The sequence below is a fragment of the Bartonella sp. AA2SXKL genome (assembly GCF_042197205.1).
Taxonomy (GTDB): Bacteria; Pseudomonadota; Alphaproteobacteria; order Rhizobiales; family Rhizobiaceae; genus Bartonella.
The window spans coordinates 19,103-37,619 of record NZ_JBHIRN010000003.1; the positions used below are offsets into that span (position 1 = coordinate 19,103).

Here is an 18,517-nt window from a genome sequence, read left to right on the forward strand (position 1 = left end):
ATAACCTTAGTTTATAAACAGAAAGTTTTATTGATTTCTTTTTTATAAAATAAGTTAAATGAGGAAATTATAGCTCATCTCAAATAGAAAAGAGCATTTTTCAGTAAAAAAGATGCAAAACTGTAAATAAAAGAGTAGAGAAGATATATTTTTATCATTGTGTTTTCTTGAGTTAAGATAATAGAAAGGATTTTTTTTGTCTCAGGTCTTAACACCATTGCTTGACCGTGTTTGTTTTCCGCAAGATTTGCGGGCATTACCTGAGTCTGATTTGGTACAGTTGGCTGATGAGTTGCGGACCGCAACAATTGATGCGGTTTCTGTAACAGGTGGTCATCTTGGGGCGGGACTTGGTGTTGTTGAGCTCACTGTTGCATTACATTATATTTTTGATACACCAGAGGATAGGATTATTTGGGATGTTGGTCATCAAACCTATCCACACAAGATTTTAACGGGGCGTAGAGAAAAAATTCGCACATTACGTCAAGAGGGCGGATTATCTGGTTTTACAAAACGTTCAGAAAGTGTGTATGATCCATTTGGGGCGGGGCATTCGTCTACTTCTATTTCAGCGGGGCTTGGTATGGCAGTGGCAAGTGCTTTGAAAGCAGAGACAAGACGCAATATCATAACTGTCATTGGTGATGGTGCAATGTCTGCGGGCATGGCTTATGAAGCAATGAACAACGCTGGTGCTTTGAATGCACGCTTGATTGTTGTTCTTAATGATAACGATATGTCTATAGCACCACCTACAGGTGCTATGAGTGCACATCTTGCACGATTAGTGTCTCGTCCTTCTTATCGTCATTTGCGTGAACGCGTAAAGATGTTGAGCGAAAAATTGCCAAAGTTTTTTTTGGATAAAGCTCGTCGTTCAGAGGAATTTGCGCGTGGCCTTTTGGTTGGGGGAACTTTATTTGATGAGCTTGGCTTTTATTATGTTGGACCCATAGATGGGCACAATTTGGGGCATTTATTGCCTGTTTTTAAAAATGTTCGTGAATATCCTAATGGTCCTGTTTTGGTGCATGTTGTAACCCATAAGGGAAAGGGATATCCACCTGCAGAGGCCTCGTCTGATAAATATCATGGTGTTAATCGTTTTGATGTCACGACAGGAAAACAGGTAAAAGCATCAAGTAATATTCTACCCTATACCAAGGTATTTTCTAAAGCTTTAATAGAAGAAGCTCGCCATGATGATAAGATTGTTGGCATAACAGCAGCGATGCCAACAGGGACAGGCCTTGATTCTTTTGCGAAAAAATTTCCTGAAAAAATGTTTGATGTTGGTATCGCTGAGCAACATGCCGTAACTTTTGCGGCAGGACTTGCTTGTGAAGGGTATAAGCCTTTTGTTGCAATTTATTCTACTTTTTTACAGCGTGCTTATGATCAAATTATTCATGATGTATCAATTCAAAAATTACCGGTACGTTTTGCTATTGACCGAGCAGGTTTTGTGGGGGCAGATGGTGCAACACATGCTGGAAGTTTTGATATTGTTTTTTTGGCCACTCTTCCTGAGTTTGTTGTTATGGCACCTTCTGATGAGCTTGAACTGATGCATATGGTGCGTACAGCTGCAGCTTATGATCAGGGACCAATTTCTTTTCGTTATCCGCGTGGTGAGGGGATTGGTATAGATTTACCGCAACGTGGTGAGTTATTAGAAATTGGAAAAGGGCGCGTTCTGCGTGAAGGAAATAGAATCGCTTTGGTTTGTTTTGGAACGCGGATGTCAGAAGTGTTGCAAGCTGCTGATGCGTTGGAGGCTGAAGAATTGTCTACAACGGTTGCAGATGCACGGTTTGCAAAACCTTTAGATAAAGATTTGATGCGTCGTTTGGCACGTGAGCATGAGGTATTGGTGACAATTGAAGAAGGGGCAATCGGTGGATTTGGAGCGCACATATTACAATTTTTAGCGCAAGAAGGGCTCTTAGAGCATGGTTTGAAAGTTCGTACACTAAAATTTCCTGATGAATATTTGAATCATGGTTCACCAGAAAAAATTCTTTCACGTGTCGGACTTGACGCTATGGGTATTTTAAACACGGTTTTTGCTGTTTTGGGACGCGAGATTCGAACAGGATAGAAAATTCGAGTATGAGATGGCTTCCAGAAAAAGACTCGATATTTTTTTAGTTGAAAAAAACTTTTTTACGACACGTTCACGCGCACGTGATGCAATTATGCGCCAAACTGTTAAAGTTAACGGAGAAATCGTTTTTAAAGCTGGGCAAATCGTTTTTGATGATGCAGAGATTACCGTTTGTGATCCAGCGCAGAATTATGTTTCTCGGGCAGCGTTAAAATTGATTGCTGCACTTGATGCATTTCCAATTGTAACGGACAAAGTGACAGCCATTGATGTTGGTGCATCAACAGGTGGTTTTACGCAAGTTCTCTTAGAGCGTGGAGCAGATCATGTCATTGCCGTTGATGTTGGGCATCATCAATTTGATAAACGTTTATTGGGCAACAGTGCTATAACGTTATTAGAAGGCTTGAATGTCAGAGATTTTAAACAGGAACATTTAGGTGGGCGAGAAATTGATCTTATCGTTTCAGATGTTAGCTTTATTTCGCTCAAACTTGCGTTGCCTCCCGTGTTGTCTTTAGCCAAGAAGGGTGCCCAAGCTGTTTTACTGGTAAAGCCTCAGTTTGAGGTTGGTCGTAAACACTTTAGTAAGGGAGGAATATTAAGTCCATCAAGTGCTAAAGAAACTGCTGAGGCGCTTTTTGTTTGGTTAAATACACAAACAGGGTGGAGTGCAAAAGGTTTAATTTCTTCCCCTATTACAGGTGGTGATGGCAACGTGGAATATTTACTATTCGGAGAAAAACAAGAGTGAATGACAATGTCATAATCGATCATATCGGAGCAAATGGTTATGGTATTGCTAAGACGTCTCACGGCTTCGTTTCTGTTCCTTTTACTTTACCAGGAGAGTGTGCTGAAATTACTGTTCATGGAAAATATGCAACATATATAACATTAAAAGAAAAATCATCAGAACGCATTGATACTCTTTGTCAGCATTTTGGAGAATGTGGAGGGTGTACTCTTCAGCATTGGCATATGGATGCTTATCGCGTATGGAAACAACAATTGGTTGTTGAGGCGCTTAAAAAGTATGGACTTAATAATGTTGTTGCGCCTTTAATAGAATGTAAACCTTATAGCCGACGGCGGATTACTCTAACAGCATCCATGACCCCACAGGGGCAAAAAGTTGGTTTTAACCGTTATCTCTCTCATGAGATTGTAGCTCTTGAGGAATGCCCAGTAAGCCGTCCAGAGCTTATTTCTCAGTTGCATAATATCAGAGAGCTCTGTGCTTTTCTAAAGAGCTCTGCCAAACGGTTTCATGTTACGATAACATGTGTTGAAAATGGTTTAGATGTTGCTTTAAGCGGTTGCATTATACACTATGAATCACTTCGTCAGAGAATGATCAGTGCTGCTCTTTCATATGGGATTATACGTTTATCTGTTGACGGTGAAATTTTGGTTGAACGAGAAAAACCAGAGATTTACTTTGGAGATGTCCGTGTTGAATTTCCTTCTGGTGGTTTTCTGCAAGCAACTTGTGAAGCTGAAAATATAATGGGCAATATTATTTTGACTCATTTAAAAAAAGCAAAGAATGCTGTTGATTTGTTTTCAGGGGCAGGAACATTTACCTTGCGTATGGCAAAAAAGATGAATGTTCATGCAGTAGAAAATAATGAAGATGCATTAAGAAATCTAAATACAGCAGCACGTTTTGCGACTGGTTTAAAAACGGTCACTTGTGAAAAACGTGATCTTTTCCGACAACCCCTTTCTGTAAAGGAACTTGAATGTTTTGAGAGTGTTGTTTTTGATCCTCCCCGTGCTGGTGCAGAGCAACAAGTACGTGAATTAGCGAAGACAACAGTATCACGTGTTGTGGCAATTTCTTGTAATCCTACTACATTTGCTCGTGATTTATCTCTTCTTGTTGCAGGGGGGTATACAGTAGAAAAAATCATACCGATTGATCAATTTTTATGGTCACCACATGTCGAAATTGTTGCTGTTTTGAGCAAAAAGAAAAAAAAGAAAGGTTGGAAACTTTAGCCTAATTTTTTTAAAAAGTTTACCTGAGTATTATTATAAAATCTCTCCAAAATTTATCTATAATAATAACCTTTTTCTCGTTGATTTAAGAGCACTAAATGTAGAAAGTCTTTTTTATTATGAATATAAAAGACAAGTTACCCCACACAAAAGACTAATGGATTACGAAGAATATGTGTCTGAATAAGCCTGTGCCATCGTTATATTTGCCATCCCCTAATGTTTTTTAAAACTCTTGGTACTTGAGACGGCCCATAAGAGGAATCTTTAGTCCTTTCTTGTACAGTTTTTATCCATATAACTCTCCCTGCCTGTAACGTATAAACGAATGATTTTGATTGATCCAACAGACACAGATTTAAAATGAGAGAATCTTGCGGTATTCAAGGTTCTAATACAATATGAATAACGCTAGATTATCTTTATAAATCAATTCATTGTAATCTCCCCCTCACAAAATGGTCATAATAGACGAGAAGGAGGCAATACTGGGAAGGAATGAGCAAGCTTATTCCTCTATAAGCGCAGTTCCACCGATTGTCATATTATTGATTCGAAGATGAGGTTGACCAACACCAACAGGGACATTTTGCCCTGCTTTTCCGCACATACCAATACCATTATCTAGTTTACTATCATTACCAATCATTGTGATACGTTTCATAGCATCCGGTCCATTTCCAATAAGAGTTGCACCTTTGATTGGTGCACAAATTTTGCCATTTTCTACTCGGTATGCTTCAGTACATTCAAAGACGAATTTTCCGGAAGTAATATCAACTTGTCCTCCACCAAATGAAACAGCATAGATACCACTTTTAAGTGAAGAAAGGATTTCTTCAGGTGTTTTATCTCCTCCTAGCATGATTGTATTGGTCATTCGTGGCATTGGTGCATAAGCATAAGATTCACGCCGTCCATTTCCAGTTGATTTACCTCCCATAAGCCGTGCATTAAGTCTGTCTTGCATAAAACCAACGAGTTTTCCATCTTCAATGAGAACGTTATATCCTGAAGGGGTCCCCTCATCATCGACAGTGAGAGAGCCACGGCATTGTGGAATTGTTCCATCATCAACAACTGTAACACCTTTTGCTGCAACTTGTTGTCCTAAAAGTCCAGCAAAAGCCGATGTTTTTTTACGGTTAAAGTCACCTTCTAAACCATGACCTACGGCTTCATGGAGCATAACACCAGGCCATCCGTTAGCTAAGACAACATCAAAAGATCCAGCAGGTGCTGCTTCTGCTTCTAAATTTATTAAAGCCATACGTAAGGCTTCATCCGCGGCTTTTTTCCAATTGTCTTCATGAATAAATTGGTTAAATGCTTGTCTCCCTCCACATCCATAAAAACCATTTTCACGACGATTGCCTTCAGCTGCGACCACAGATATAGAAAGTCGCACAAGGGGACGAATATCACGAACCAAATAACCATCTGCACGTAAAATTTCAACATGTTGTAGCGAGCCGGAAAGAGAAACAGTCACCTGATGCAATTTATCATTTTTAGCACGTAAATAGGCATCAATTTTTTGCAAAAGAGCACTTTTTTCTTCAAATGATGGAGCATCAAGGGGATTATGCGGTTGATAAAGCCTTTTGTTTGTTTGTTGAGGTGCTATGCTATAAGTCCCTGCATGATTATTATAGGTAACAGCTTTAGCAGCTTCACTGGCACGTTTGAGTGCAGCAGCTGATAACTCACTAGAGTGAGCATATCCAGTAGCCTCTCCAGCAACAACGCGTAGTCCAAATCCCATATCTTGATGAAATGAGCCGTTTTTAAGCTGTCCATTATCAAATAAAAGAGCTTCGCTTTCTGTATACTCAAGGTAAAGCTCACCATCATCAGCATGATGAAGTGTTTCCTGTATAAGTGATTGCACTTTAGAGGAAGCAATATCAAAATGATCAATCAGCGATTTCATAAGAATTATCCTATTTTTATGGGGGCTTCGAAGATTTTTATCAATCTAATTTTAAGAATCTTTCAAAATATACGATGAGATTTTGATTGTTTAAAATGTATTGATTTCATTCATGTCGGTAAGGTTGCATAGGCGTCGCCAAGACCATGAAGGTCAACAAAACCTCCAATCCCTTGTTCAGGAGTTGTAAAGATAAAATAGGTTGCCATTTTTCCTTTTAAAAAGAGCTGCAATATGTCTTCTTTAAGAAAGGCTTCAGCAACACAATTATCACCAAGACAACGACGATATTCCATTCTGCCCATATTTTTATCGTCAATTTTAATTCCAACGCCAGGACGTAATTCAACGCGAATCGGAACAAAAACACGCATCAAAGCACCTTGCTTTTGAGGAAGTTTATAAAATGTAACGCGCAAGGTAATATCTTGACGCCCTTGTGTGTGAACGTTTTGTACAACTTCACACTGCATGTTAGGTGTACCTGGTGGTAGAGAACACACTTTTGTCCATGCACCATAGGTTTGCGGAGCAGGGACATCTTGTGCATAGGGTGTTTGTGCAAATGCATGACTGATAAAACTACTATAAAGTGTGTAAAGAACAGCACCAATAAAAAAAGTTTTTTTGAGTAATTTATAAAGTATCACAGAACATCCTATCCGACTCAACACCCACAACCGTGCATAGATTTACATAAAAAATGAATTCCCCATAAAAAACTATAACACAAAATCAGTATTTACCCAAATATATTAATTCATATGATATATTTTTATGATACATTTGTAATGTGGAGAGAACGTTGATTGAAAAAATGTATTTTTATTGCCAATATTTCCATTTACTTTTAGGGGATACGTGCGAAAGAGATATTTCATATTTTCTCAAAAATACGATTGGTCTTAATGGGTTATTTCCATACGCTAGATAATATTTGTCAGATAATATTGGGTTTGTGAATGACAGAAATGGAAAAGGGCTTTGAGTGGAATGTCAGTTTCAGAAGAGTTATCGGTTGTGAATGGTAAATCAACGCCACCAAAATCCGGTATTGGTGATTACATCACATTATTAAAGCCACGTGTTATGTCTCTTGTGGTCTTTACGGCTCTGGTTGGTTTGCTTGTATCGCCTGTTCCTATCAATCCGTGGTATGGTTTTTTAGCAATTTTATGTATTGCTGCTGGTGGCGGTGGTGCGGGAGCACTGAACATGTGGTATGATGCTGACATTGATGCTGTGATGGAACGGACTAAAAAGCGTCCTATTCCCATGGGTAAAATCAGCTCCCAAAAGGCATTTATTTTTGGCATGGTTCTTTCTATGCTCTCGGTATTGGTTATGGGGAGCTTCATTAATTGGTTTGCGGCATTTTTTCTTGCGTTTACGATTTTCTTTTATGTCGTTATCTATACAATTTGGTTAAAGCGTATCACACCACAAAATATTGTTATTGGTGGTGCTTCTGGGGCTTTTCCACCAATGATTGGATGGGCTGTGACAACAGGGACAGTGAGTATTGATAGCTTTTTATTATTTTTAATCATTTTTATGTGGACCCCCCCTCACTTTTGGGCTCTTTCTTTATTTTCATCTCTTGATTATGAGGCTGCAGGTATCCCTATGATGCCTAATGTACGAGGTGAACATTCAACAAAAAAACAGATTTTATTTTATACTGTTTTGATGGCATTGTGTGCTGCTGCTCCTTGCTTTACTGGTCTTGGCGGAATTTTTTATGGTATTTTTTCAACAATTTTAAGCATTATCTTTATTCATTTTGCCTATCGTTTATGGAAAGCTGATACACATAATGAAACTATTTTGATGGCCAAAAAAACGTTTTTCTTTTCGTTACTTTATTTGGCAGCTATCTTTGGAATTCTTTTGATTGAATCTCTTGTTTGGTATTTTATCGCTCTTTAGTTGCGTAAAATGAAAGAGCAAATTTTAAAAGAGCTTTTCTTCAAGAAAATGCTGTAAGAAAACACGATAGAGTGTGTTCTTATGCAAAAGATGATATTGCACGTTTTTTTACATTGCTTATTCATGTATAATAATAGGTTGTTTGAATATATAGCTAAAACTATAGAGATTAAGGATGATTTATGTCTGGACTTCCCCCTTTAACGATACGTCTTTGTGGTCCACGTGGATTTTGTGCAGGGGTTGATCGTGCTATCCAGATTGTTCTGCTTGCATTAAAAAAATATGGTGTTCCAGTATATGTTCGTCATGAAATTGTACACAACCGCTACGTAGTTGAGGGATTACAGCAACGGGGTGCTGTTTTTGTCGAAGAACTTAATGAGATTCCAGAAGAACATCGCAATCAACCAGTTGTTTTTTCTGCTCATGGTGTACCAAAATCTGTTTCAGAAGAAGCACGATACTATAATTTGTTTTATCTCGACGCAACATGTCCGTTGGTCTCGAAAGTTCATAAACAAGCGATACGACATCAACGTCATGGTCGTCATGTTATATTGATTGGTCATGCTGGTCATCCTGAGGTGATAGGGACAATGGGACAGCTTGAAGAAGGGGTTGTAACGCTTATTGAAACGATAGAAGATGCTTTGCATTATCAACCCAATGATCCAGATAAATTAGGATTTGTTACACAAACAACGCTTTCTGTTGAAGATACTGCAGGAATTATCGATATATTACAACAACGTTTTCCTACATTAGCAGCACCAGCGGCTGAATCAATTTGCTATGCTACAACGAATCGACAAGATGCGGTTAAAGCAGCGGCAAAGGGGAGTGATTTGTTTTTGATTGTTGGAGCACCAAACTCTTCTAATTCACGACGTTTAGTAGAGGTTGCCGAAAAGTCTGGTGCGCGGCAAGCTATTTTAGTTCAGCGCGCTGATGAAATTAATTTTGAAAACCTAAAATCTCTTTCTATAGTCAGTCTTTCAGCAGGGGCTTCGGCTCCTGAAATTATTATTGATGAAATTATTTCAGCATTTCGTGAGCGTTATGATGTCACAATAGAATTAGCTGAAACAGTGGTAGAAACGGAAAAATTTTTAGTGAGTCGCGAATTACGCGACGTCATTTTAACGTCTCAAGATATGGCTTTCGTTAATGGTCAAGCAAATAATGCAAAAAATGAAAATCAGAATACAGACATGTCTACAACGAAAGCAGAATAATGGCCGTTTATACAGATATTCACCCAAATGATTTAAAAGTGTTTTTAACACGTTATGCAATAGGATCACTTTTGTCTTATCAAGGTATAGAAGAGGGGATTGAAAATTCTAATTTTATGTTAGAGACAACACAAGGGCGATTTATTTTAACACTTTATGAAAAGCGTATTTCAAAAGATGATTTACCTTTTTTTTGTCGCTTGATGCAGCATTTAGGACAGCGTGGAATTCCTTGTCCTCAACCTGTTATTCAAAATGATGGAATGATGATCTGTGAACTAGCAGGACGTCCTGCTGCTATTATTACTTTTCTGGAAGGAGAGTGGATCCGCCAGCCCAATATAGATCATTGTGGCGAAGTGGGGACGGGGTTAGCACAATTACATTTAGCAGGACAGGATTTTACACTCAGTCGTAAAAATACTCTTTCTGTTATGGATTGGAAGGTATTGTGGCAACGTTGTCAAACCAAAGAAGATGCATTGTTAAAAGAATTTGGACAAAAAATTGAGTTGGAATTGGCTTTTTTACAGGAAAATTGGCCATGTAATTTACCAATAGGCATTATTCATGCAGATTTATTTAATGATAACGTTTTTTTTGTGAATCATCGTCTTTCTGGGATGATAGATTTCTATTTTGCTTGTAATGACTTTTTTGCTTATGATTTAGCGATCTGTTTAAATGCTTGGTGCTTTGAGCCTGATCATTCCTATAATCTTACCAAAGCACGTAAGTTATTGGAAAATTATCAAAAAATAAGACCATTGATCCCTTTAGAATTGGACAAGATGGTCTTATTAGCTCGTGGTGCATCTCTACGTTTCTTACTCACACGTCTATATGATTGGTTTAATACACCGCCTAATAGCTTTGTTATTAAGAAAGATCCATGGGAGTATTGGCACAAGCTTTGTTTTTTCAGTAATGTAAATTCGCTAAGTGAATTAGGTTTTTAAATTTTATGGCAACTCAACAAAAAGTCGTTGAAATTTATACAGATGGTGCTTGCTCAGGGAATCCTGGAGTTGGAGGATGGGGAGCAATTTTACGCTGGAATGGTCATGAACGGGAGCTTTATGGCGGTAAGATCCATACGACAAACAATCAAATGGAACTCATGGCGGCAATTTGTGCATTAAAGGCGCTTAAAGAGCCCTGTTTGGTCGATCTTTATACAGACTCAGTTTATGTACGTAACGGTATATCTAAGTGGATTGAAGATTGGAAAAAGAATAATTGGCGCACTGCATCAAAAAATCCTGTTAAAAATATGGAGCTATGGCAAGCTCTTGAGGATGCTAGTTCTTGTCATACAGTTAGATGGCACTGGGTAAAAGGGCATGCGGGACATCCAGAAAATGAACGCGCAGATGCCCTTGCTCGCAAAGCAATTACTCAATATCGTGAAAATGGACGTTTTCCAGCATAATTGCTTTTTGAGAGCTTTTTCTTTTATCATGGAGACGCAAGAGGGGTTGGCTGCGTATGGAATATGAATGTTCCACTTAAGGCGTGATCTTTAAAAGCAACTGTATAAAAAATTTTTTGGTTTATTTCTTCTGGTGTTAAATAGAGTGGAGCACTGAAGAGTGTATATTCTGCGTTATCACTGACTTTTCTTGCTGCTCCAATTTGCATTTCTCCTCCATCTAAAAAGAGAGAGGAAGGAGTAGTTTTGTTGTTATTTTGTATTTTTATAAGAAGGGTACTATTATTTTTTTCAGCACTTATTTTTAGTGCATTCTGCGTCATGCGGGGCAAAGAATTTTGCGCCTTTTTTAAGAAGGAAGCAGGAAGCTGTTTGTTTTTAAGAGCAGATGGCGAAAAATCAAAGTTAACAGTAAATGGAAGACAAATTTTATTACATAATCCAAGAGTGAAAGCACCACTTAAATTTTTGCTTGAACCAGAAAGATTGAAGGGCAATATTACTTTATCTTTATAACCTAATGACCAATCATTTTCTGTTTCAAAAAGCTGTGGAGTAGGATAAAAGATTTCATAAGAAATCTGTTGGTTGAAATTAAAAAATGGTGCCATGCCAGAATTACCTGGATTACGCCAGTAAGTTTTCCATCCTGGTTTAAGCTCAATTTCAATAATGCCTTCTCTTATTCCAGAAAGAGAAGGTTCAGTGATCGCTAATCGGATACGACCACCATCTGATTCATACCAAGATGTTGCGAAAAGCTGGAGTTTTTGTTCTGTTTGAGCATTTACAGGAATGTTAAGTAATTCTAAAACTATGAATGTTAAGCTTAAAGTAACTAAAAGCTTTTTATAAAAGAAAGTTGCGATATTTTGTAAATTTGTAAATATACGACTTTTTTTCATTGGAGTTTTATTTTCCTAGTGTGCTAAATGAACAAACTTTTATCATGTAAATTATGGAGAATAGCAGATTAATGAAGCGATGTAATGGCTTTTTAGGTGGACAATTACTCATAGCAATGCCTGGGATGAATGACAAACGCTTTATTCGTTCTGTTATTTATATTTGTGCGCATTCTGATGCCGGTGCGATGGGCATCATTCTTAATCAATTGCATCATATTGATTTTCCAGAACTTTTGCTTCATTTGGGAGTCATAGACAGTGGCCAAAAAAAAAGTCTTTCTGAACCAATAAAACAGTTTCCTGTTCGCTATGGTGGTCCTGTTGATCCTTCGCGTGGTTTTGTCCTTCATTCAGATGATTATACTTGTGAAGAAACTGTTTTTATTGCAGATAAGATCTGTTTTACTGCGACAATTGATATATTAAAAGCGATCAGTTGCGAACAAGGTCCGCAACATGCACTGGTCGCATTAGGCTATGCTGGATGGAAAGCGGGGCAACTTGAGGCAGAAATTTCTACAAATGGTTGGCTAATCAGTTCTACATCACCCAGTTTTCTTTTTGAAAGCGATTTAAGCTGCAAGTATGATAAAAGTTTAACACGCATGGGTATCGATCCAACTTATCTTGCTTCTGAAATGGGACACGCGTAGAGTTTTTTCTAAGCTTTTTAACTTTACACGTTATTTTATCCCTTATGTTTTTATTTTATAAGGGAAATGGCTCTGAACGAGCGTAATTAATTCTTCTATGGCAATCGGTTTCGTCACAAGTGTACTTTGAACATATTTACAGCCTTCTTGACGGAGGAAGATTGCTTCTTTTTCATTTTCAACACCTTCTGCGATAATTTGCAAATTAAGATCTGTTGCCATATTAATGATAGACTTTAGAACAATTTTCTTCTTAAGAGAGTCGATTGAGATAAGTGAACGATCAAGTTTAACCATATCAAATGGATAACGTACGAGATAGGTCAGAGACGAATAACCTGTTCCAAAATTATCGAGTGCGAGATTCATTCCAAGTGTTTTAATTTGTTCAAGAAAGTGCGCTGATTGTTCAGGATTATTTCTTAAGACAAATTCAGATATTTCAATCATCAGACGCCCTTTGTGGAGCGGATGGCGAAGCAAAGCGGCACGCAATTGACTGATAAAACGAGGATGAATCATTTCTGCGCTTGGTAAATTAATTGAAATAAAGAAAGATTGTTGGGAAAATTTTTCTTGTACATTTATAAGATCAATAATGGCATTATCGATGATAAATTGTGACAAATCCATAACAATTTGTTCATTTTCTACGATTTTTATGAAATCAGAGACATTTAAATTTCCATAAGTGGGATGATGCCATTCTACAATTGTTTCAAAACCAATAATATGTCCGTCTGATAAATTAAGAATAGGATGGTAGAGGATTTTCATCTCATTACGTTTTATGGCATAATGAACATCTTTCTCCAGAGTATTATGTTCGAGACCCAAAGTGCGAAAATTAGGACGAAAAGGTTCAATATGGTTCCCACCCATTTGTTTTGCGCGAATCATCGCTAACTCACTATCATTAAAAATATCTTTAGCCGTCGATCGGCTTTCACTCCATGTAACCAATCCGATAGAGGTTGAAAGGATTATTTTATTTTCTGAAAGTGAAATAGGTGCTGAAATTGTTTTGTGCAAATGATCTGCAAATGCTGCAATTTTTTGTGGTTCGGTTTCACTGAGTAAAATAATTGCAAAGCGGTCTGCTGAAAGACGCGATAAGGTGTCTTGAAAGTTAATGAGACGATTTAAACGACGTGCGATTATAAGCAGTACAGTATCCCCAACTGCTATGCCTAATTTGCGATTAATTTGGCGAAAATTGTCAAAATCAATCATAAAGACAGTCGGTCTAATTTTGATATTTGCTTTCGCTAAAGAGGTATAATTTTGTAGTCTATCAAAGAAAATTTGTTGGTTAGGAAGTCCAGTTAAGCTGTCGTGGATTGCATCATGCAATAAGCGTTCTTCGGATTTTTTATGGTTAGTAATATTGACAATGGTTCCAATGACACGTGTGATTTTTCCATCTTTTTGCATAGCCGGACGTGCACGAAGAGAAAACCAATGATAATAACCACCACCGGAAGAAAGCCGAAAAATTTGATCAATGCGCCCTTTTTTATTTTTAAGAATGATATCTAATACGGCTTGAAAGCGTTCACGATCATCATGGTGCAAGGCTGAAATCCAGTTGCGCATAGGTCCATTGAGGTTATGAATTTCAGTACCAAAAAGGGTTGCCATGTTTGGATGTACAACAATACGATCACGCTCAATATTCCAATCCCAAATAATATTTCCAGCTCCCTTTGCTGCGAGTACTTGTTGTTCAAGGTCGGAAAATATTCCTTCATGGAAAGCGTCATTAGAAAAAGTTTGTTGCAGGACAGTAAAGCTTATGAGAAGAACAATGAGCACTAATCCTCCCGCTAATGCTGGCTGGATAATATCATTGTTTAAATGTCCAGCTATGCAGGCATAGGCTCCAACGCACCAAAAGCTAATGAGCAACCATGTTGGAATAAGCATAATGGCGCGGTCATAGCTTCTGATTGAGAAATAGATGATTAATATTATACCAAGCACAGCGGTAAGGCCAAAAGACAAACGCGCAATTCCAGATGCTCTGATGGGATCATAAATAGCAAAGGCTCCTAGACTGCAAAACGCAATGGTCCAAGCGATAGCACCGTAACTAAAATGATAATGCCAGCGGTTAAGGCTGAGATAGGTAAAAAGAAAAATGAAGAGTGTAGCAGTAAGTGCTACTTCTGTACCAGCACGCCAGATTGGTTGGGTTGTGAGTGTAACTGCAAAGAATTTATTTAAAAAGTTGAAGTCAATACCAATATAAAAAAGCACGGCCCAAGCAACTGCCGCTGTTGCAGGAAACAGCCCTGTTCCACGGACGACGAAGAGAACAGTTAACAAAAGCGCTAAGAGGCCTGATATCCCAAGAAGAATACCATGATAAAGCGTATAAGAATTAATTGCATCTTTATAAGCTTCAGGTTGCCATAAATAGATTTGCGGTAGATTTGCAGAGTTAAGTTCGGCCACAAATGTAATAACAGCACCAGGGTTAAGGGTAATACGAAAGATATCAGAGTTTGCACTAAGTTGACGATCGAGGGAAAAACCTTCGCTTGGCGTTATGGATTGAATCCTTGATGATCCAAGGTCTGGCCAAAAAAATCCAGAACGTGCCATGCGGTAATGGGGGGCAACGATGAGACGATCAACTTGTTCATCTGTTGGATTTGCAAGAGAAAAAACTGCCCAATTTCCGGAAAATTTTTCATTTTTTGCCTGCACTTCAATACGCCATACAATACCATCTGGTCCTGGTGCTGTACTTGTTTGAAAAATAGAGTTGTTTGTATGGTGAATTTCAATTGCTTTTGAGAGATCAAGAGCAGCATCTTGAGAAGAAATTTTAACTGGTTCAATTGCTTGTGCTGATGTAAGATGGACAAAAGAACTAACGACTACAATGAAAATGATGTCAATTATTTTACGCAAACTCTTCACAATGTCCCACTCTCAATATTTTAGGATGTTTAATTTTCATTTCGACTTTTGAGAAAAAACGTCCACCTTTTATAATTTATTTACATAATAAATTGTTATCACTTTTCTTAAGTTATGTGATTTTATATACAAATAGACCATACACCCATTTGCTTCAATGGAACCTGAAGCGAATGAAGTTTTATATTTTAAAAGGGCAAAGTTAAACCATGAATTTTCAGATTTCACGGATATACCTTCACTTATTAGAATCTTTATCACATGAAGTATGAATTGGGTAGTTTTGTACGCCTATTTGCCCAATATTTCCAAAACTTATTTAATGAGGAGAGCTTTTGTGGTAAATTTTATGATAAAATATGTGACGTTATTGTGATGTTGCATTGAAAAGAAGTTTTTACTTTAGCTTGTATGAAAGAGTTGACGTTAAATCATCAAAATTTATAAGGGGTCCTACAGGTCCGACAGCAGTTAGTGTTGGAGTGGAGTTTGTAAAAAGACGATGTGCTAAATCAGTTAATCTTTTAGGAGTGATGAGATTGAGGCGTTCAATTGTTTCCGATATTGGAATTGGTCGACCATAAAGGAGTATTTGGCGAGCAATGAGATGTGCTTGACTAGAGGGATTTTCCTGTGACATTGTCAGATTTGCACGATATTGCGTTTGTGCTCGTTGCAGTTCGTTGGCGTGAATATTTTTGCTGACCTTGGAAAGTTCATCAAGAATCACAGGAATGAGTTCTTTGAGCCCTTCTTGTCCGGTAGCTGCGTGAACACCAAAAAGCCCAGTATCTGAAAATCCCCAATGAAAAGCATAAATAGAATAGCATAATCCACGTTTCTCTCTTACCTCTTGAAAAAGACGTGAAGACATACCACCACCAAGAATGATTGAAAGAATTTGAGCTGCATAAAAATCACGCGCGTGATAAGCACGCCCTTCAAACCCTAGAACAACTTGTGTATCCATTAAATCGCGATATTCACGAAAGTCGCCACCGACATAATTTGCAAGATTAGTAAGAGGTGCGGTTGAATGGGAGCGAAAAGTACCAAGACGACTTTCAACTTCTCGCAAGAAACTTTCGTGCTTTACAGCTCCTGCAGCAACGACAATCATACGATCTGCACTATATTGTTTATTGATGAAATCATGGAGATCAGTAGATGTAAATGATTGAATAGTTTTAGCTGTTCCTAAAATAGAGCGTCCAAGGGATTGATGACGAAAGGCTGTTTCTGTAAAGTGATCAAAAACAATATCATCAGGAGTGTCATGGGCAGCACCAATTTCCTGAAAGATTACTTGTTTTTCTCGTTCTAGTTCATCGTCGTCAAATTTTGAATGCATTAAAATATCGGCTAAAATATCTATAGCAAGTGGGATATCGCTTTTAAGAACACGTGCAAAGTAAGCTGTTGTTTCAATACTGGTTGTAGCATTGATTTCACCGCCAACATCTTCAATATCGGTTGCAATTTGAAAAGCAGTACGGTTTTCGGTTCCTTTAAAAGCCATATGCTCAAGAAGATGAGCAATACCATGCTGTGTGGAGGTTTCATTGCGTGAGCCCACTTTAACCCATATTCCGAGGGCAACACTATCAATTTGTTGCATTGTATGTGTGGCGATAGTCAAACCATTACTAAGGCGACATATATCTACATCCATGTATCTACAACTCCATTAAATAAGCTAAACACCTCATTGTAAGGGTATCAGAATATTCTTGATTTAAATTAATGCAGCTAACTTTAATAAGATGCACGCGATTTTAAAGAAATATAATCTTTGACTATTTTTTCATCATTAGCAAGATTTATAAAATGTTCTTCGTGTTTCATTACATCATTGAGATGAGATGGCCATGGAGCATGAAGGCCACAAGCGCTTTTAATAGTATCAGGAAATTTAGCTGGATGAGCCGTGGCAAGAACGATCATTGGAATATGCGGTTTTTTGTTTTCACGCGCTACTTGAAGAGCGACCGCTGTATGTGGATCAACAAGATAGCCACTTTCCTTATAGACACTATCAATTGTTTGAGCTGTTGCAGCCATGTTGCTTTTTCCAGCGGAAAATAGGGAACGAATATTTTTGAGTTGCTTTTCATCAAGAGTAAAGAGCCCCGTTTTTTTCAAGTTTTCCATTGCATTGCGAATCCACATTGGATCACGATTGCCACTTTCAAAGAGCAAACGTTCAAAATTAGAAGAGACCTGAATATCCATAGAAGGTGATGTTGTATGGACTATTGGTTGTGTTTCGTAAGTACCACTGGTCAATGTACGTACAAGGATGTCGTTATCATTCGTTGCGATGACCAGTTGAGCAATGGGTAATCCCATACGGGCTGCGACATAACCTGCAAAAATATCACCAAAATTTCCAGTAGGAACAGTAAATGAAACAGCTCTATCAGGTGCTCCTAAAGAAAGTGCAGATGAAAAATAGTAAACAATTTGCGCCATGATACGCGCCCAATTTATAGAATTAACACCTGAAAGTGCTCTTTTTTTACGAAAATTGTGGTCATTAAACATTGCTTTGACAAGAGCTTGGCAATCATCAAAATTTCCTTCAATGGCAATGGCATGAACATTGGAACAATGATTGGTTGTCATTTGCCGTTGTTGAACAGGCGATACACGTCCTTTAGGAAATAAAATAAAAATATCTGAGTGTTCTTTTCCAGCAAAAGCTTGTATCGCAGCTCCTCCTGTATCACCTGATGTTGCAGCAATAATCGTTGCACATCTATTTTTTTCAGTCAAAACATAATCCATCAGTCGAGAAAGAAACTGCATTGCTACATCTTTAAAAGCTAAAGTAGGACCATGAAAGAGTTCAAGGATAAATTCATCTGCTCCAGTTTGTCGTAACGGACAGATTGCTGGATGGTGAAAGGTTGCATAAGATTCAGCGATCATATTTTCAAAAGCTGTATATTCGATTTCGTTATTCACAAAGGGCCACAGAATAGTTTTAGCAATTGTTGTATAGGACTGACCACGAAGTGCTCGTAACGCATCAAATGATAGCTGAGGAAATTTATCTGGCAAATAAAGTCCCCCATCACTTGCCAACCCTGTCATGATTGTTTCCGTAAAGCTTAAAGCAGGAGCTTCACCTCTCGTGCTGATATATTCCATAAGTCTTATCCTTTTTTTTATTTCTGGCAAATTGGTGAAGTTATTTATTTCACGTTTTTCATAATATTTAAATTATTAAATGGATAGAGCTTCTTTTCTTCTTTTTAACTCAATAATGAAAGGAAATAGCCTTAAGCATTTTTATTTTTGAGATATAAACGCCAAATGTTCACAGAAAATCTGTTACAGTCAAAAATTTCTCTCTATTATTCATTCACTTAGATTTTAA

At 37.8% G+C, this 18,517-nt stretch carries 14 protein-coding genes; 8 read left to right on the plus strand and 6 right to left on the minus strand.

Annotated features, from left to right (window positions below; translation table 11 throughout):
- Positions 1-196: 196 nt before the first annotated feature.
- The 3 genes from dxs to ACFINS_RS02760 are packed head-to-tail and all read left to right on the plus strand — an operon-like array spanning position 197 to position 4,114.
- Positions 197-2,104, plus strand: a complete 1,908-nt coding sequence (gene dxs, locus ACFINS_RS02750) for a 1-deoxy-D-xylulose-5-phosphate synthase (RefSeq protein WP_375638050.1) — start codon at positions 197-199, stop codon at positions 2,102-2,104.
- Positions 2,105-2,120: 16 nt separating this feature from the next.
- The gene (locus tag ACFINS_RS02755) at positions 2,121-2,864 is read left to right on the plus strand and encodes a TlyA family RNA methyltransferase (RefSeq protein ID WP_375613026.1); all 744 of its coding nucleotides are present in this window, start codon (positions 2,121-2,123) and stop codon (positions 2,862-2,864) included.
- Complete coding sequence (locus ACFINS_RS02760) at positions 2,861-4,114, plus strand: class I SAM-dependent RNA methyltransferase (protein ID WP_375705881.1); 1,254 nt, start codon at positions 2,861-2,863, stop codon at positions 4,112-4,114. Before ACFINS_RS02755 ends, ACFINS_RS02760 begins: the two co-directional genes overlap by 4 nt.
- A 508-nt stretch (positions 4,115-4,622) precedes the next feature.
- On the opposite strand, the gene tldD is transcribed toward ACFINS_RS02760, so the two are convergent.
- On the minus strand, positions 4,623-6,047 hold the full coding sequence (gene tldD, locus ACFINS_RS02765) for a metalloprotease TldD (protein ID WP_375705882.1): 1,425 nt from the start codon (positions 6,045-6,047) through the stop codon (positions 4,623-4,625).
- A 110-nt stretch (positions 6,048-6,157) separates the two neighbouring features.
- Positions 6,158-6,697 carry an invasion associated locus B family protein gene (locus ACFINS_RS02770; protein ID WP_375611128.1) on the minus strand — a complete coding sequence of 180 codons (540 nt, stop codon included), beginning with the start codon at positions 6,695-6,697 and terminating at the stop codon, positions 6,158-6,160.
- Between the two features lie 343 nt (positions 6,698-7,040).
- On the opposite strand from ACFINS_RS02770, the gene cyoE reads away from it, so the two are divergent.
- The 4 genes from cyoE to rnhA all read left to right on the plus strand — a co-directional run bounded on the left by cyoE (position 7,041) and on the right by rnhA (position 10,646).
- Positions 7,041-7,976: a heme o synthase gene (gene cyoE, locus ACFINS_RS02775; RefSeq protein WP_375611129.1), complete on the plus strand. Its 936-nt coding sequence runs from the start codon at positions 7,041-7,043 to the stop codon at positions 7,974-7,976.
- Between the two features lie 182 nt (positions 7,977-8,158).
- On the plus strand, positions 8,159-9,214 hold the full coding sequence (ispH, locus tag ACFINS_RS02780) for a 4-hydroxy-3-methylbut-2-enyl diphosphate reductase (protein ID WP_375611130.1): 1,056 nt from the start codon (positions 8,159-8,161) through the stop codon (positions 9,212-9,214).
- Positions 9,214-10,173, plus strand: a complete 960-nt coding sequence (locus ACFINS_RS02785; protein WP_375613022.1) for a homoserine kinase — start codon at positions 9,214-9,216, stop codon at positions 10,171-10,173. The genes ispH and ACFINS_RS02785 overlap by 1 nt, the downstream gene beginning before the upstream one ends.
- Before the next feature lie 5 nt (positions 10,174-10,178).
- Positions 10,179-10,646 (plus strand): ribonuclease HI, encoded by a 468-nt coding sequence (gene rnhA, locus ACFINS_RS02790; RefSeq protein WP_375613021.1) that lies wholly within the window; start codon positions 10,179-10,181, stop codon positions 10,644-10,646.
- A 26-nt stretch (positions 10,647-10,672) separates the two neighbouring features.
- Here rnhA and ACFINS_RS02795 read toward each other — a convergent pair whose 3' ends face one another.
- Positions 10,673-11,551 (minus strand): protein-disulfide reductase DsbD domain-containing protein, encoded by an 879-nt coding sequence (locus tag ACFINS_RS02795; protein ID WP_375645525.1) that lies wholly within the window; start codon positions 11,549-11,551, stop codon positions 10,673-10,675.
- Between the two features lie 71 nt (positions 11,552-11,622).
- Here ACFINS_RS02795 and ACFINS_RS02800 point away from each other — a divergent pair, with 71 nt between their 5' ends.
- Complete coding sequence (locus ACFINS_RS02800) at positions 11,623-12,207, plus strand: YqgE/AlgH family protein (RefSeq protein ID WP_375620658.1); 585 nt, start codon at positions 11,623-11,625, stop codon at positions 12,205-12,207.
- A 42-nt stretch (positions 12,208-12,249) separates the two neighbouring features.
- Here the strand turns inward: ACFINS_RS02800 and ACFINS_RS02805 are convergent, their stop codons facing one another.
- The 3 genes from ACFINS_RS02805 to thrC all read right to left on the minus strand — a co-directional run bounded on the left by ACFINS_RS02805 (position 12,250) and on the right by thrC (position 18,288).
- A complete protein-coding gene (locus ACFINS_RS02805) occupies positions 12,250-15,135 on the minus strand; it encodes an EAL domain-containing protein (RefSeq protein ID WP_375678078.1) in 2,886 nt (961 codons plus the stop codon).
- A gap of 397 nt (positions 15,136-15,532) precedes the next feature.
- The gene (locus tag ACFINS_RS02810) at positions 15,533-16,807 is read right to left on the minus strand and encodes a M16 family metallopeptidase (protein WP_375611135.1); all 1,275 of its coding nucleotides are present in this window, start codon (positions 16,805-16,807) and stop codon (positions 15,533-15,535) included.
- An 83-nt stretch (positions 16,808-16,890) separates the two neighbouring features.
- Entirely contained in the window at positions 16,891-18,288 is a 1,398-nt protein-coding gene (thrC, locus tag ACFINS_RS02815; RefSeq protein ID WP_375611136.1) for a threonine synthase, read from the minus strand.
- Between the last annotated feature and the right edge of the window lie 229 nt (positions 18,289-18,517).

Bases quoted from the DNA above. Each gene is read 5' to 3' on its own strand.
- ACFINS_RS02755 (WP_375613026.1), top strand. From the start codon at position 2,121: ATGGCTTCCAGAAAAAGACTCGATATTTTTTTAGTTGAAAAAAACTTT.
- tldD (WP_375705882.1), bottom strand. From the start codon at position 6,047: ATGAAATCGCTGATTGATCATTTTGATATTGCTTCCTCTAAAGTGCAA.
- cyoE (WP_375611129.1), top strand. From the start codon at position 7,041: ATGTCAGTTTCAGAAGAGTTATCGGTTGTGAATGGTAAATCAACGCCA.
- ispH (WP_375611130.1), top strand. From the start codon at position 8,159: ATGTCTGGACTTCCCCCTTTAACGATACGTCTTTGTGGTCCACGTGGA.
- ACFINS_RS02785 (WP_375613022.1), top strand. From the start codon at position 9,214: ATGGCCGTTTATACAGATATTCACCCAAATGATTTAAAAGTGTTTTTA.
- rnhA (WP_375613021.1), top strand. From the start codon at position 10,179: ATGGCAACTCAACAAAAAGTCGTTGAAATTTATACAGATGGTGCTTGC.
- ACFINS_RS02795 (WP_375645525.1), bottom strand. From the start codon at position 11,551: ATGAAAAAAAGTCGTATATTTACAAATTTACAAAATATCGCAACTTTC.
- ACFINS_RS02800 (WP_375620658.1), top strand. From the start codon at position 11,623: ATGAAGCGATGTAATGGCTTTTTAGGTGGACAATTACTCATAGCAATG.
- ACFINS_RS02810 (WP_375611135.1), bottom strand. From the start codon at position 16,807: ATGGATGTAGATATATGTCGCCTTAGTAATGGTTTGACTATCGCCACA.
- thrC (WP_375611136.1), bottom strand. From the start codon at position 18,288: ATGGAATATATCAGCACGAGAGGTGAAGCTCCTGCTTTAAGCTTTACG.